Genomic DNA, 15,861 nt, shown 5'->3' on the forward strand with positions numbered 1-15,861 from the left:
CGTTACGTCAAATCTAATAGTTTTTTTAAAAATATTAATAGTTATCATAATTGTCAGTTTAGGAATCTGCACTAAATGCAGGAATCCCTCCCCCTGAGCTCGTAAATAGTAATTGAGAAGTCACAACCTACTACACCCAGAAAGGAAGGGATCCTAAGTTATGATTTCTCGAAATTTACCTAATTTCCTGCTTAAACCTCTTATGAATTTTGTTCTTTTGGTCTATCTCTTTTTCTCCAAGCTCTTTCACGTTGACTTTGAACCCAAAGAAAAACTTGATGACAGCTATACTAAGTTTAACAGCTTTGATGACCCACTTCCTGTTATTGAACAGCTTAATTATCAGGAAATTTTGGCTGAAGCTAAAGAAAATGGTCAGCCCATAAAGCCTGTTAACCGCCGTAAACCTCTGACTGTAGAAGTCGAAAAATGCTCCGAATGTGGCGCTCCTAAAAAATATCTCTACAGCTTCGGTCATGACCCAGATGGTTACCAGAAGCTTCAGTGCAAAGTTTGTGATCATCAGTGGGCTCCTGAAAAACCTGAACTAAGATCCAGTAACAGGCCTACCTATCGCTGCCCTTTTTGCGGCTATGCTTTATCTAAAGAGAAAGAGCGTAAGCATTTTACCAAGTATAAATGCCGCAATGATGACTGCTCTAAATGGAAAAATGAACACAAAAGATATCGCTATAGAGCCTATGATTTTGATGTCGAAAACCTTGAAGTTTCAAGACCTGATAAAGAACCTGTTAACCTGGATCATTCCCAGTATGGGAACTTCATAATCTCCAAAGCTATGGATTTTTATGTGGGTCTTGGTCTTTCTCTAAGACAGACTAAAAGAGCCCTGAAACTTGCATATAATGTTTCACCTTCAGCTCAGACTATCCAAAACTGGACTGTCTCTTTAGCTCACAGACTTGGTCCTAACATTAAGGACCTTGATCTACCTTTATCTGGCATTGTTGCTGTTGATGAAACATATATCAAAATCAAAGGCAGCTGGCATTATCTTTTTACTGCCATTGATGGTAAAAACGGCTGTATCATTGCTCAGCATCTCTCAAAACATCGAGATGCCAAAGGTGCAATCACCATTCTCAAAAGAATTATTGACCAATACCAGGGTCGGGATTTTGTCCTGGTTTCTGATATGGCACCAATCTATAGAACTGCTGTGCATGCTGCAAAGGCCTTTTTAAAGACCGATGTAGATCACAGACAAGTTAAAGGACTTTTTACTGATGACGATAATTCAGATGAGGTTTACAGACCCTATAAAAACATCATTGAGCGTTTCTTTGGCACCTATAAAGCTCATTACAAACGTCATAAAAGCTTTAGTTCCTTTGATGGTGCTCTTGCTCATTTAACTTTATATCAGCTATATTTTAACTATATAAAACCTCATAGCTCTTTTGATAACAAGGCTCCTCTTGTTGTTGAAGATTCAAGAGGCCAGCCCATTAACTCCTGGGCTCAACTTATCAGGTGGATCAACAAAACTGATAAGTAACTAAATATCTTTACTGAATAACTTTTCAAAAAATCTTGCTCAACTCTTTTAGAGTTTTATATTTATTTAATTACATTTTTTTACATCATTTACATCTTCAAGCTTTTGACATTCTTAAGATTTTTATTATAATTAAAATTAGTGATACTCTATTACTATTTACTTACATTTTATGGTAACTATCATATTTTATTTGACGTTATCAATAATCTTATTATTTAAATTTATTTATCATTTTAAAATAAAAAAACTCCTCCCTAAAAAGGGACGAGTAAATCGCGGTGCCACCCTAATGATAGCAAGTTTAAATCACTATCTCTCAAATAGATTTAACGGACTCAACCGGCTTAGCTTATTTATTATAATATAAATAATATTAATAACGTTCAGCTTCGCAACTCCAGACTGGATTCAATATTTAAATCGGCTAATTTGCAGCAGCCATTAGCTCTCTTGAACAATCTAAATATTTACTATTGTCCTTCTTAATTTTTAATTGGCTTTTTATTATTAGCCTAATTATATTACAGCTTTTTATTAAATTCAAGTTATTTTAACTTTTCTTCTCAATCAATTATAACTATCCAAACTACTTAATTTAGTTAAGTCTTAAGTTAAATAATTTTTATAATTTAGTTATTTAGCTATTATAATTTTAAATTTATAATTACTATGTTATAATTAAAGAAATAAAAGTAGGGAAGGGATAAAATGAAAAATAAAAATTATTATATTATAGCAGCAGCTATCATTATAGCAGCTTTAATTATGGGCGGCTTTTTCTATCAAGCAGTAAATAATAAAAGCACAATTAAAGTAGTTGGAATTGCTAAAAAAAGCTTTACATCTGATACTGTAAAATGGTCTTTAACTTTAAGTAGTGAAGTTGGAAAAAATGAGCTTGAACAGGGTTATCGGTCAATGAAAACTAAATTAAATAAATTTAAAGCTGAAATTAAAGCAGAGGGAATAGCAACAGAACAATTTAATATTCAACCAATTACAGTTAGCAAACAATATAATTATATTACTAAAAACGGCAATAGTCAGCGAGTTTTTACTGGTTATGAGCTAAAACAATATTTGTTTTTAGTTAGCAAAGATATTGACCAAATTGAAAATTTGGTTTTAAATCCACTCCAGATGTATCAAAAGGATATAATTATTGATAATTCTAATTTACAATATTTTTATTCACAAATTGATGATCTTAAAAAAGAAATTATAGCAAATGCAACTGTTAATGCTGAAGAGAGAGCAGCAAGAATGTTGGAAAATACCGACTTAAAAGTTAACAAAGTTTTAGCAATGAATTCTGGAGTATTTCAAATAACAGAACCTTTTTCTACTAATACTTCCAGTATGGGAATTTATAACACAAGTAGTAAAAATAAAGAAATTAGTGTTACAGCTCATGTTACTTTTTCAATAAAATAAAGCTGCTTATTTAATTATTATATTATTTAACTAAAAGAGATCAGGGCTTAAGCCCTGATCTCTTTTTATATTTCGCTTTAATTATAGATATATTTTATTCAATCTACTCGATAAATTACAGACTATTTCATAATTAATTGTATCAGTCAATTCTGCCAGTTCAGCAGCTGTTATTTTATTATCTTTCTGCTTTCCTAATAAAACAACTTCATCACCAACTTTAACTTCTGCTATTTTATCAACACTAACTATAGTTTGTCCCATACAAATTCTACCTCTAATTGGCGCCCGCTGCCCATTGATTAAAACATAGCCTCGATTAGAAAGTAATCTTGGGTATCCATCTTTATAGCCAATCGGTAAAACGGCAACTTGTTCAGCTATTTTTGTTTGGTAAGTTCCCCCATAACTAATTGAAGAGTTAGCAGGTAAAGTTCTTAACTGCACAATTTTTGTTTTAAAGTTTAAAACAGCTTTTAAAGGTATTTGGTTAGTTATTTCAACTGATGGTAAAAGTCCATAAAGAATGATACCAGGTCTAACCAAATCAAAACTAAAATCTGGCAAATCTAAAATAGCAGCACTATTAGCAATATGACAGCAATCTATATTAAACTTATGCTGTTTAAAATTAGTTATAACAGCTTCAAAAATCTGTTTTTGTTGTAAAGTAAATTGCTTATTACTTTCATCAGCCCGGGCCAGATGAGAAAAAATTCCATTAATCTCTAATGACTTAAAATTTTTCAATTTATCAAAAAAAGATGGTGTTAATTCAGCTGGTAAAAATCCAATTCTTCCCATTCCCGTATCAATTTTTAGTTGAATTTTAATTTTTGTTTTTGCCTTACTGGCAATTTTATTTAACCCAATCAAAGTTTCTATACTAGCTGCAGCCTGAATAAGATTAGCTTTTATAATATCTGAATATTGCTCTGGCAGGATCTCTCCCAAGACTAAAATTGGTTTTTTAATTCCCTGCTGTCTTAATTCAAGACCTTCGTCTGGGCTTGCAACACAAAAATAATCTACTCCTAAATAACTTAATTTTTTAGCTACTTTAACAGCTCCATGTCCATAAGCATCTGCTTTGACTACTGCTGCTATTTTAGTATTTTCTGGAATGAGTGATTTTATAGTTTTATAATTATCTGTCAAAGCTGCCAGATCTATTTCTAACCAGGCAGGTCTGCTCTTTAAATTATTCATCTAATCTACTCCCTAACATTATTCAAATAAATTAAATTGCTACTCTATCTTATAGATTAAAAAATACCTAAAACCCTACTCAAAAAATCTTTAGCCCGGGGATGCTCAGGTTGATTAAATATTTTTTGAGGATTTCCTTCCTCAATAATAATACCTTCATCCATAATCAGGACTCTGTCTGCCACATCACGAGCAAAACTCATTTCATGAGTAACAATTATCATTGTCATTCCTTCAGCTGCAAGATCTTTCATAACTTTTAATACATCTCCTACCATTTCCGGATCAAGAGCAGATGTTGGTTCATCAAACAACATTACATCAGGTGACATTGCTAAAGCTCTAGCAATAGCTATTCTCTGCTGCTGCCCTCCTGAAAGCTGAGCTGGATATGCTTTTTCTTTTTCCAACAGCCCAACTTTATCTAATAAATCTCTAGCTACTGAAACAGCTTCAGCTTGTTTTAAATTTTTCAATTTAATTGGAGCTAAAGTAATATTTTCCATAACATCCATATGATTAAATAAATTAAACTGCTGGAAAACCATCCCCATTTTTTGTCTTAATTTATTAATGTCATTATTTTCATCATCAAGAATTGAAAGTCCTTCAAAAACAATATCACCAGAACTTGGTTCTTCCAGACGATTCAAACAACGTAATAAAGTGCTTTTCCCGGATCCACTGGGACCAATTACAACTACAACTTCCCCAGTTTCAACTTTTAAATCAATCCCTTTAAGTACATGTAGTTTACCAAAATATTTATTTAAATCACTAATTTCAATCATACTCATGCTGTATCCATCCTTTTTTCCAATAATCCCACAAATTTAGAGAGAGTAAAAGTAACTACAAAATAAATTAAAGCTGCTACAATTAAAGGAGCAAATGGTTTATAGGTATTTCCACGCACTGTATCTGCATTATACATTAAATCGTGGATTCCAATAATTGAAACTATGGCAGATTCTTTAATTACAACAATAAATTCATTTCCTAATGCTGGTAGTATATTCTTAAAAGCCTGTGGTAAAATAATTTTTTTCATAGCCATTAGATACGGCATTCCCAGTGAGCGAGCAGCTTCCATTTGCCCTTTATCAACTGCCTGAATACCTGCTCTAAATATTTCTGCTACATAAGCACCACTATTAATTGACATTGCTATAACCCCGGCCATAAAATCCCCTATATTCTGGCCAAATAATGGAAAATCAGGAAATTGAATTCCCAGATATGGTAAACCATAATAAATAATAAACAGCTGTACAAGTAAAGGTGTCCCTCGAATAAATTCTATATAACTTGAAGCAATTGCTCTTAGAATTTTATTATGCGAGATTTTAAGCATTGCTAAAATTATGCCAATCATAATACCAAATAAAACTGCAAAAAAGGCTAACATTATTGTAATTCTAGTTCCATTAATAAAAAAATATTTATAATCACCTAAAAAAGAAAAATCCATATTATCCCCCTAATCTTCAAAAATCGGTAATGTATTTGCTGCATCAGGTAAAGAATAAAAATCTGGCAGCTCTTTAAATCTATTGGTTAAAATTTTATTTAAATCAGCTTTAGTTCTAATTACTTCAATTTCAGTATTACTTAAAATTTTTCTTTCAATATTACTGAATAAAATTAACTTAATTTCTGCTATAGCAGTAGTTATCAAATATCCTGTATAACGAGAAATAGTAAAATCTCTGCGCAAAAAATCTTCTCGAGCTAAATTATCATTATAATTCTGGATAATATCTTCCACTTCTGGATGCCCAATCCCTTCTTTGCATTCAGCAAATAAAATAAGATAACCACCTTTTTGAACTAACTGAGCAGCATTAACTAGTGCTTTTGAAGCTTGATACAAGTTAATGTCTTTTGGATAACCACCACAAGAAGCAAAAACTAATTCTGCTTTTTGTCGCATTTTTATTCCAAATAATCTAGAGGTTATTTCACAGCCAGACTGATGAGCAGCTATTAGATCTCCAGCTACTGCAGCAGCAATTCCTCCTCTACCATCTGGAATTACATTAAAAATAAAATCTACTTTTACTAAAGCTGCTGCTTCTGCCATATCAAGATGAACAGGATTATCAACTAAATGATTACTGTCTACTGATTTTTTTAATCCTTCTCCTCTTTTATCTGCTAAAGAAAGAGCATGATTTTTAGTTATTGTTTGATAGCCTGCAATCCCAGGTAATAGAGATTTTCTTCCCCCAGAAAAGCCTGCTAAATCATGAAAGACTATTCCTCCTGTTAAAATTAAACGATCACTTTCAACAGCTAATCGATTAAAATAAACAGGTGTACCAAAAGATGTTTTACCCAAATAACTGAGCTCATCCTTATTATGACAGTTATGATCTTTAAAAGCAACTTTACCATAATATTTTTCACCGATTAAAGTCTGTTTTTCTGCCTCAGAATGAAACCGATGAGATCCAACTGCAGCTAGAATAGTAATATCTGCTAATTCAATTCCAGCTTCTTCTAGCTCTCCAATAATAAAAGGCAGAAATAAATTACTTTTCTGCCAGCCTCTAGTTATATCAGAAATTACAATTGTAACTTTTTCTCCTTGTTTAACTATTTGACTTAATTTAGGAGACTCAATTGGATTTTCTAAAGCATTTTTAGTTAAGCTAATTAAATCATTTTTATGGTCTTGCCTGCCTTTAATTTCTTTAATCAACTTACTTTGCGGAAGCTTTAAGTCTATTGAATTTAGCCCATATTTAAATTTAAAGATTCGCTCCAATTTTTCCAACTCCTATCTAACTCAAAATAAATAATTAAAATTTTAATTATTTATTTAGCTTACTATTTGATAAATTATCATCTTTTAGTTTTTTAGTAAAACTACATATTCTAGCAAGAGCCTCTGTTAATTTGCTAAGTTCTAATGTACAGGCAATCCTGATAAATTCTCCATTTTGATCACCAAAATCATCACCAGGCAGAACAAGCACTCCCTCTTCTTTTAATAATCTTAAAGCAAATTCTTCTGCTTTCAAACCTGTTTTCTTAATTCTGGGAAAAAGATAAAATGCACCTTCTGCTTTAACTAAATCAAGCTCAGAATTTGCACTAATTATTTGATTAGCATAACTTACTCTTTTAGCAAAACAATTTCGTATTTCTTCTTTTAAATTTTCGCTTGTCAAGGCCTTAATTGCTGCCCGCTGCGAAATACTTGGTGCTGAATAACAAATTCCTTCATTCAGATTTTGCATTACATTGATTAAATCAGGATCTGCTATTAAAAATCCCAACCTCCACCCTGTCATAGCAAAAGTCTTGGAGAAACTATTTAAAATAATAATTCTATCTGATTGTTTATTAAAATTAACTAATGAATAAAATTCAGATTTATAATCAAAGTTCTCATAAACTTCATCAGATAAAATCAAAATATCATATTTAATAGCCAATTCAATTAGTTTTTCTAAGACCTTCTTTTTTTGAATAATTCCAGTTGGATTATGAGGTGAATTTATTAAAATAGCTTTTGTTTTAGGAGTTATTTTTTCTTCAACAGCGTCTAAATCCAACTGAAAATCTGCTTCAAACTTAGACTTTACAAAAACAGCTTTCCCACCAGCTAATTCAACTTGACCTTTATAAGGAGCAAAATAGGGAGTAGGAATAATAATTTCTTCTCCCTCATTTAAAATTGCTGCCAGGGCCAGAAAAGTTCCATGACAGGCTCCAACAGTTATCATTATTTGATCTAAATCTATTAATTGATTATAATTTTTTTTATAATAAGCTACTATAGCTTCTCGCAGCTCAAAATCTCCCCTGGGATGAGCATAATGAGTATAACCCTGATTAGCATCTGCTGCTGCCTGATTTACTATTTCTGCTGCTGTTTTTAAATCAGGATCACCCAGACTTAAATCAATAATATTTGTCTGGCTATTTTTTATTTCTGCTGCTCTGGCAAAAAATGTTGCGGGAGTTTTTTGATATTCTTTTTTTATAAATTTTTTACTCATTATGCTGGCCTCCATAGGATATTTAATTAACTTAACTTAATTTAATTTTATTGATTACTTTCTGCTAATTTTGTAGCATCAGCTATAAGTTCATTTATTTTATTATTATCAATCATATTTTCTAAAGTTGAATTTATCTCTGCCAGTAAGTCCTTATTTCCTTTATCTACAGCAACAGCTACTCCTGTTTCTTTTCCCATATCAATCGGAGCTACTTTAAGATCAGAATTAACTTTAGCATAAGAATCAGCTACTGGTTTAGCCATAACTATACCATCTATTTTATCATTCTTAAGTTCTAAAACTAAGTCAGTAATCTTACTTAAAAATTTATATTCTGAAGCATCTATTTTTTCTTCCGCCAAATTTTGCTGAGTAGTTGCCTTCTGAGCTCCTACCTTTAGGCCAGTCAAATCAGAAAATGTTTGATAACTATCAGCTTTATCAGCCTTAGCTAAGAAACTTTGTTCTCCCTGATAATACTTCATTGAAAAATCTACATTTTCTGCTCTTTCTTCTGTTGGCACCATACCAGCTACAATAAAATCAATATTACCTGCTTTTAAAGCTGCCAATAAACCATCAAATTTCATATCTTTAATTTCTAAATCTACATCTAAATTTTCAGCAATTGTTTTAGCAATTTCAATATCAAAGCCAACTATGTTATCTTCACCATTAATTTGTTTATGAAACTCATAGGGTGGATAATCAGCTGCTGTACCGAGAACAATTTTCCCATTACTCTTAATCTGCTCAAGTCGCGTCTGTTCCTGATCTCCTGTGCAACCGGCCAGTAATAACACCCCTCCTAATATAATCATAATTAATAAATAAACTTTTTTGTTTTTTATCATCTCTACTATTCCTCCTTGTTAGAATAAATATTAAAATTAATTTTTTAGCTATAAAAAAAACCCGTCCTCTAAATTAATTTAGAGACGAGTATTATAACCCGTGGTACCACTCTTTTTGACAAAAGTCCACTTTAAAGCTTTAACACAGCTACTATGTTTCTGCCTACTTAAAATTTCAGCAAAAATTCTCCAGGATGCGGTTCAACCTAAATTTATGTCTGGACTTACAGCTACTCCAGCTTGCTGAACAAAAATTTAAATTTACTCTTCCCTTCTTAGAATTTATATTTAATTTTTTATAATTATACACATTATAATTGCTAATTGCAAGCTTTATTTAAAAAATAAATTTAAATATTAATTAAAACTATAAAGTCTGCCTTAAATTAAGGCAGACTTTTATAATAATTAAGATATAGAATCAATAATTTTATTTATTATTCTTACTAACTAAAATTTAAGTTTTACAGGTTAATTTCTATCTCAGCTTGATCTCTTAGACTTTCTACAAAATCAGACCATTCCTGATTTTGTTTTTTAGATTCTAACTGAGTTTTAATAGAATCTTTCACATCAGAAAAATCTTTCATGCCAGCTTCTTTTTTATCAGTTACTTTGATAATATGATAACCATATTTTGTTTTAACTGGTTCAGAACTAACCTCTCCTACAGATAATTTCATTGCTGCATCACGGAATGTTTTATCATATCCACGATCATTAACTGCAATAAATCCTAATTCTCCTCCATTTTCTGCTGAAGGTCCAGTTGAGTTTTCTTTAGCCATCTCAGTAAAATCAGCACCAGCTTTAATTTCTGCTAAAACTTCTTCTGCTTTAGCCTGATCATCAAATAAAATATGACTAACTTTTTTCTGTTCTGCTACTTTGTATTGCTCCTGATTATTATCATAATATTCTTTTGCTTCTTGATCAGTAACATTCACATCTGCAATAACATCTTCTCGTAATTTATTTATTAAAAATCCATCCATATTATTTTTAATAAACATAGCTTTATATTGATCCATAGATTCGAAACCTTGTTGTTTAATTGCCTGTTCTAACTGGTCATCACTAAGTTTATTTTGCTGTTTAATAGCATTTACCTGTTGATCAAAAATTTCATTTGTTTCTTCAGCACTAACTTCCAAATCTCTATTTTTAGCTTCTTGAGCTAATAACTCACTGGTAATTAATTGATTTAATTTCAATTTACGAAATTCATTAATTACATTCTGTCCTGCTTCAGTTTGAATTACTACAGAAGCAAATTCTTGATTTGATTGTAATAATTGCATTAAAACATTACGTACTCCAGCATATTGTTCTAATTCTTGCATAGAAATTTCTTCACCATTAACATAAGCAGCTACTTCTGGAGTATCTTGAGTAGTAGCTTCTTTAACAGCTTCAGTATCCTGAGCAAAAATTGGTAGAGAAAAAACTAACAGCATAACTGCTGCCAAAATTAAACTTTTAGCTTTAAAATTCATTAATTAACACTCCTAATTTAAAATATTCTTAAATTCTATCCATCGCCTGTTATTATACCACAAAAAAAGCTATAAGCAAAGATAGCTCGGCCATTCTAATTTAATTCTAATCAGAAATATTAATTAATCACAAAAAAAGATACCCCTATTAATAGGGGTATCTTAACGGTTTTTATTTTAAATTTATTTAGTTAATTTTGGTTTCAAGATCCTTAACATTAAAGCAGTTACAATTGTACCAATTATAATTGCTAAAGCATAAAATCCAAGATTAGTAACCACATTTGGAATCGGCAATACAAAAATACCTCCATGGGGTGCCTTTAATCCAACTCCAAATAACATAGAAAGTGCTCCTGTAACAGCTGAACCAGTCATTGTAGATGGTATAACTCTAAATGGATCTGCAGCTGCAAATGGAATAGCTCCTTCTGTAATGAATGAAATCCCCATAAACCAGGCTGGTTTTCCTGCTTCAATTTCCTGTCTTGTAAATCTACTTTTAAAAAGAACTGTAGCTAAAGCAAGTCCCAGTGGAGGTGTCATTCCTGCTGCCATTATTGCAGCCATTGGACCATATATATTTGAGCCTAATAAGCCAACTCCAAATGTATAAGCAGCCTTATTAACAGGACCTCCCATATCAAAAGCCATCATTGCTCCTAAAATCAAACCTAAAATAACTGCATTAGCTTCAGTTAACCCTTGCAGCCAATTAGTTAAACCATTCATTATACCCTGAACTGGAGGACCAATTAAATATATCATTAATAAACCAACAATTAAACTAGACAAAAATGGTAAAATTAAAATTGGCATTAATCCTTGCAAAGTTTGAGGCAATTTAATATGATTTTTTAACCATTGAGTTAAATAACCAGCTAGAAAACCTGCAATAATACCACCTAAAAATCCTGCTCCAATACTGCTGGCCAGCATACCACCAATCATACCAGGAGCTATACCAGGTCGATCAGCAATTGAATAGGCTATATAACCAGCTAAAATTGGGACCATCAGAGCAAAGGCAGAACCACTCCCAATTTGCATTAAAGCAGCAGCTAGAGTTCCCTCTTCTTGCGCTGCATTAATCCCAAAAACAAAGGAAAGAGCTATTGAAAGTCCACCTGCTACCACAAAAGGCAGCATAAATGAAACTCCAGTCATTAAATGTTTATAAGCACCTGTTCTACTTTCTTTTCTTTTAGATTTTTCTTGACTAACTTGATTATAAAGATCATTATTAATCTGAGTTGTTTGACCTTTTTCAGCTCCTTCTAAAGCTTTATTAATTAGAGATTCTGCATCATTTATTGCATCTGCTACTGCAACTTCTACAATATATTTATTAGCAAATCTTTCTTTACTAACATTAGTATCAGCAGCAATAATTACAGCATCAGCTTCTTTTATATCCTGTTCTGTTAGCTCATTTTCAACTCCAACTGACCCCTGGGTCTCAACCTTCATTTTAATATTCATTTCTTTAGCTGATTCTTCTAGTGATTCAGAAGCCATATAAGTATGAGCTATTCCCGTAGGACAGGAAGTAACAGCAACAATTTTTTTCATAAGATTTCCTCCTCATTTAATTACTAAAAATTAATTACAGTGTTTCTAAAATAGACATTATTTCTGTTTCATCTTTAGCATCTAGTAATTTATCTCTAAAATCATCATGAACCAAGTTACGAGAAAGTTGAGCAAGCAGTTTTAAATGCTGATCATGTGAATCCTCTGGCACTGTTATTAAAAAGAAAAGATAGCTTGGCTTTTTATCCATAGATCCATAGTCAATTCCAGCTTGCGATCTACCAAAAGCTACTGCTGGCTTTTTAACAGCATTACTTTTAACATGAGGAATTGCTACACCTTTACCTACACCAGTAGTTCCTTTCGCTTCTCTTTCCATTGCTTTAGCAATTACTTCTTCTTTATCAGTTATAATTTCATTTTCTGCCATAATTTCAACCATCTCTTTAATTACTTGATCTTTAGTTTGACTCTCTAAATTCATTTTAATTAAATTTTGATTAATAAATTCATTAACTTCCATAATTAATTCTCCTTCCATTTTTATCAATAAACTTTTTTTGTTTTTATTTTTAGTTCAGTCTCTTTTAAGAGTTCAGAACTAATCTCACTAATTGAGCCCTGAGCAACATAAGCTGTAGCTAAAGCAGCAGCATAAACACCAGTTGCCTTAAGCTCTGCTGACTTATCAATTTCTGCAGCAAGACCAGCTACCATCGTATCACCAGCTCCAACAGTGGTTTGAGAAATTTCAACTTTTGGAGTATAGATTCTATATGCTTCTTTGGCTGAAGCTATAAAAGCTCCTTCTCCTCCTAAAGAAATCATAACTATTTTAACTCCTTTAGCAAGTAAGTATTTAGCTCCTTCCGCTAATTCTTCATCATTTTTAATTTTTTTATCAATTAAATTTTCTATTTCAGCTAGATTTGGTTTCACTAGATAAGGCGATTGTTCAAGAGCCAACTTAAATTCTTCTCCAGAACTGTCAAGAATTGTATTAACATTTTCTTCGCTTGCTTTAACTATTAAATCAGCATAAATATTTTTATTAACTCCATCTGGTAAACTTCCTGATAAAACTAATGTTTTATTCTTTTTAATATATTTATTAAAAGTTTCAAAAAAATTATCTATATCTTCTTCACTAACCCTTCCTGTTTCATTAATTTCTGTTTCGCGAGTTAAATTTTTTTCTTTAATTTTTAAATTTTGTCTAGTATTAAATTCAGACCAATTAAAATCAGCTCTTATATCTTTATTTTCAAGGATAGTAGTAATTAAGCGACCATTATTACCACCTACTATTCCTAAAGCTAAATTTTTAATTTTTAGCTTAGTTAAAACTTCAGAAACATTTATTCCTTTACCACCAGCTAAAACATCAGTATTACTAACTCTATTTAGTTCTCCCAAATTTAATTTATCTAAGATAATTATTTTATCAATTGCAGGATTTAAAGTAACTGTTAAGATCATAATCTCACCTCCAATAAGTTATTAAGCAATTATAACTTCAATTCCTCTTTCATTTAGAGCAGCTTCCCTTTTTTCTTCAATTTGATCTGTAATTATATAGTTAATTAAATTAAAATCAGCAAATTTATAAAAATAAACTTGTTTCCATTTGCTTCTATCAAAAAGCAAAAAGTTTTCAGAAGAAATTTCTAAAGCAATTTCTTTTATTTTAGCTTCTCCCAATTCAGGAGTTGTTGCAAACGAATCAAGTTTAAAACCATTTGTACCAATAAAACTTTTATCTATTCTTAACTTTTTAAGAATATCCTCTGCTATTGGTCCTACCATTGCTTCAGTTGACCATTTAAAATTTCCACCAATTACTACTAATTCACAATCAAGCTTAATTTCATTTATTTTATTAATAATATGAAGAGCATGAGTTACAATAGTCAGCTTTTTTTTTCCTTTTAGATTATCAATAATATGCCTGGTTGTCGTCCCTGCATCTAAAAAAATTGAATCACCATCTTTAATAAGCTCAGCAGCTTTTTTACCAATGGCTTTTTTTTCTGAAAAAAATTTATCTTCTTTTTCTTTAAAAGTTAATTCTAGTTTACTGCTACTTCTTAAAATAGCTCCACCATGAGTTCTTCTTAAAAAACCATCACTTTCTAATTCACTTAAATCACGCCTAATTGTTGCACGTGAAACATCAAATTCACCACTTAATTCATTAACACTTACTCTTTTTTCTTTTTCCAATAAATAAATTATATTTTTTCTTCGCTCTTCAGCAAACATCAACTTAACCTCACTTAATTGTTATTTATTGTTGATTATTTATTTTCGTTTGTTTTCAATTATGATTATATACTATGAAAATATGATTGTCAACACAATTTTCAAAAAACTATTTTTACAGATATTTCTTTTTTTATAATTATTATTAATTATATACAATAAAATGCGACCTGTAAAGATCACATTTTATTGTATAGTATTTATTTATAAATATTTTTTGAAACTATTTTTTTACATAATCAGGAATAATAACTTGTTTATTACTAAATTTTGTTGTTTCAAAATCTGCTTGAGCCAATTTTTCAATTTGTTTAGCCTCAAATTTATCAGTAAATTTTTCAACTCCTGTAATAGGAAAATCTAATATATCAGTTTTATAATGCATTGGGATAACCAAATCAGGTTTAATTTTTTTAATTAAAGAAAATGCCTGCTCTGCATCAATAGTATAATATCCTCCTACTGGAATCAATAATATATTAACCCCAGCTAATTTAGCTATAACATCTTTAGCTAATAAATGACCTAAATCGCCAAGATGACAGATAGTTTCATTTCCTAACTTAATTAAATAAATTAAATTTTCTCCACGTTCACTACCCTGATTATCATCATGATAAGATTTAATTGCTTCTACTTCTATTTGATCTGACTTAAAACCAGAAGCAGAATCAATCACTTCAAAGTTTCCCGTTAAATTTTGAACAGCATTATGATCAAAATGAGAATGACTCACTGTTACAAAATCAGGTTGATCAGTTATCTTACTATAAGGCAAAGATTCATCATAAGGATCTGTAATAACTTTCAAATTATCTTTTTCAATCAAAAAACAAGAATGACCCCACCATTTAATTCTCATTTTTTACCTCCTTTTTAATAACTTTAACTATTAAATATATTTTTATAACTATTTATATTATTATATTTATTATAAACACTTTTAGTTTTAAATAGCAAATGTTCTTAAACAATAAAATTAATTATTTATAAATTAAAAAAATCATTTACCCGACAGGATAAATGATTAAAAATTTTAAAGTGGCTCCCCGAGCAAGACTCGAACTTGCGACAGGATGATTAACAGTCATCTGCTCTACCAACTGAGCTATCGGGGATTATTAAATTTTATTACACTGTAATATATTGTAGCATAAAACAATATATTTTTCCAGCTTAAATTTGATTTTTTTTTACTAAAAATATATAAAAAAGGACCGGCAGTGACCTACTCTCCCACACCGTTACCAGTGCAGTACCATAGGCGCTGGAGGACTTAACTTTTGTGTTCGAAATGGAAACAAGTGTTGCCCCTCCGCTATTACCACCGGAAAGCTGTACAATCAAAGATACATATAGGAAATAAATGATTAAGCCCTCGATCTATTAGTACCGGTCAGCTCAATATATTACTATACTTACACCTCCGGCCTATCTACCTTATCATCTTTAAGGGATCTTAACTCCTTAACAGAGTGGGATACCTTATCTTGAAGTCTGTTTCGCGCTTAGATGCTTTCAGCGCTTATCTTTTCCAC

At 30.9% G+C, this 15,861-nt stretch carries 14 protein-coding genes, 1 tRNA gene, 2 rRNA genes and 2 other annotated features; of the genes, 2 read left to right on the forward strand and 15 right to left on the reverse strand.

What is annotated here, in order from left to right; genetic code table 11:
• Nucleotides 1–160: 160 nt before the first annotated feature.
• Both BMZ74_RS13145 and BMZ74_RS13150 read left to right on the forward strand, forming a co-directional pair.
• On the forward strand, nucleotides 161–1,519 hold the full coding sequence (locus BMZ74_RS13145; protein WP_089860166.1) for a DDE-type integrase/transposase/recombinase: 1,359 nt from the start codon (nucleotides 161–163) through the stop codon (nucleotides 1,517–1,519).
• 260 nt (nucleotides 1,520–1,779) lie between these two features.
• Nucleotides 1,780–2,015: a binding site (T-box leader), on the reverse strand.
• A 215-nt stretch (nucleotides 2,016–2,230) separates the two neighbouring features.
• Complete coding sequence (locus BMZ74_RS13150; RefSeq protein WP_089862673.1) at nucleotides 2,231–2,956, forward strand: SIMPL domain-containing protein; 726 nt, start codon at nucleotides 2,231–2,233, stop codon at nucleotides 2,954–2,956.
• Nucleotides 2,957–3,037: 81 nt separating this feature from the next.
• Here BMZ74_RS13150 and alr read toward each other — a convergent pair whose 3' ends face one another.
• The 15 genes from alr to BMZ74_RS13225 all read right to left on the reverse strand — a co-directional run.
• The gene (gene alr, locus BMZ74_RS13155) at nucleotides 3,038–4,165 is read right to left on the reverse strand and encodes an alanine racemase (RefSeq protein WP_089862674.1); all 1,128 of its coding nucleotides are present in this window, start codon (nucleotides 4,163–4,165) and stop codon (nucleotides 3,038–3,040) included.
• A 56-nt stretch (nucleotides 4,166–4,221) separates the two neighbouring features.
• Nucleotides 4,222–4,956, reverse strand: a complete 735-nt coding sequence (locus BMZ74_RS13160) for an amino acid ABC transporter ATP-binding protein (protein ID WP_089862690.1) — start codon at nucleotides 4,954–4,956, stop codon at nucleotides 4,222–4,224.
• Between the two features lie 2 nt (nucleotides 4,957–4,958).
• On the reverse strand, nucleotides 4,959–5,636 hold the full coding sequence (locus tag BMZ74_RS13165; RefSeq protein WP_089862675.1) for an amino acid ABC transporter permease: 678 nt from the start codon (nucleotides 5,634–5,636) through the stop codon (nucleotides 4,959–4,961).
• A 9-nt stretch (nucleotides 5,637–5,645) separates the two neighbouring features.
• Nucleotides 5,646–6,935 (reverse strand): nickel-dependent lactate racemase family protein, encoded by a 1,290-nt coding sequence (locus tag BMZ74_RS13170; protein WP_089862677.1) that lies wholly within the window; start codon nucleotides 6,933–6,935, stop codon nucleotides 5,646–5,648.
• A gap of 46 nt (nucleotides 6,936–6,981) precedes the next feature.
• Nucleotides 6,982–8,175 carry an aminotransferase class I/II-fold pyridoxal phosphate-dependent enzyme gene (locus BMZ74_RS13175; protein WP_177181452.1) on the reverse strand — a complete coding sequence of 398 codons (1,194 nt, stop codon included), beginning with the start codon at nucleotides 8,173–8,175 and terminating at the stop codon, nucleotides 6,982–6,984.
• A gap of 47 nt (nucleotides 8,176–8,222) precedes the next feature.
• The gene (locus BMZ74_RS13180; protein ID WP_089862680.1) at nucleotides 8,223–9,032 is read right to left on the reverse strand and encodes a transporter substrate-binding domain-containing protein; all 810 of its coding nucleotides are present in this window, start codon (nucleotides 9,030–9,032) and stop codon (nucleotides 8,223–8,225) included.
• Nucleotides 9,033–9,109: 77 nt separating this feature from the next.
• Nucleotides 9,110–9,318 (reverse strand) — a binding site (T-box leader).
• 178 nt (nucleotides 9,319–9,496) lie between these two features.
• The gene (locus tag BMZ74_RS13185; RefSeq protein WP_089862682.1) at nucleotides 9,497–10,528 is read right to left on the reverse strand and encodes a peptidyl-prolyl cis-trans isomerase; all 1,032 of its coding nucleotides are present in this window, start codon (nucleotides 10,526–10,528) and stop codon (nucleotides 9,497–9,499) included.
• Between the two features lie 183 nt (nucleotides 10,529–10,711).
• Entirely contained in the window at nucleotides 10,712–12,100 is a 1,389-nt protein-coding gene (locus BMZ74_RS13190) for a PTS fructose transporter subunit IIC (RefSeq protein WP_089862683.1), read from the reverse strand.
• A 34-nt stretch (nucleotides 12,101–12,134) separates the two neighbouring features.
• On the reverse strand, nucleotides 12,135–12,584 hold the full coding sequence (locus tag BMZ74_RS13195) for a PTS sugar transporter subunit IIA (RefSeq protein WP_089862684.1): 450 nt from the start codon (nucleotides 12,582–12,584) through the stop codon (nucleotides 12,135–12,137).
• Between the two features lie 23 nt (nucleotides 12,585–12,607).
• On the reverse strand, nucleotides 12,608–13,540 hold the full coding sequence (gene pfkB / locus BMZ74_RS13200) for a 1-phosphofructokinase (protein ID WP_089862685.1): 933 nt from the start codon (nucleotides 13,538–13,540) through the stop codon (nucleotides 12,608–12,610).
• 21 nt (nucleotides 13,541–13,561) lie between these two features.
• On the reverse strand, nucleotides 13,562–14,323 hold the full coding sequence (locus BMZ74_RS13205) for a DeoR/GlpR family DNA-binding transcription regulator (RefSeq protein ID WP_089862687.1): 762 nt from the start codon (nucleotides 14,321–14,323) through the stop codon (nucleotides 13,562–13,564).
• A gap of 223 nt (nucleotides 14,324–14,546) precedes the next feature.
• On the reverse strand, nucleotides 14,547–15,185 hold the full coding sequence (locus tag BMZ74_RS13210) for an MBL fold metallo-hydrolase (RefSeq protein WP_089862688.1): 639 nt from the start codon (nucleotides 15,183–15,185) through the stop codon (nucleotides 14,547–14,549).
• Between the two features lie 180 nt (nucleotides 15,186–15,365).
• A tRNA-Asn gene (locus BMZ74_RS13215) sits at nucleotides 15,366–15,441 on the reverse strand.
• A 97-nt stretch (nucleotides 15,442–15,538) separates the two neighbouring features.
• Nucleotides 15,539–15,655: ribosomal RNA gene (gene rrf, locus BMZ74_RS13220) — 5S ribosomal RNA — on the reverse strand.
• A 34-nt stretch (nucleotides 15,656–15,689) separates the two neighbouring features.
• Nucleotides 15,690–15,861: ribosomal RNA gene (locus tag BMZ74_RS13225) — 23S ribosomal RNA — on the reverse strand; the annotation flags it as partial.

Source organism: Halanaerobium salsuginis, from assembly GCF_900114545.1.
GTDB classification, from domain to species: domain Bacteria; phylum Bacillota; class Halanaerobiia; order Halanaerobiales; family Halanaerobiaceae; genus Halanaerobium; species Halanaerobium salsuginis.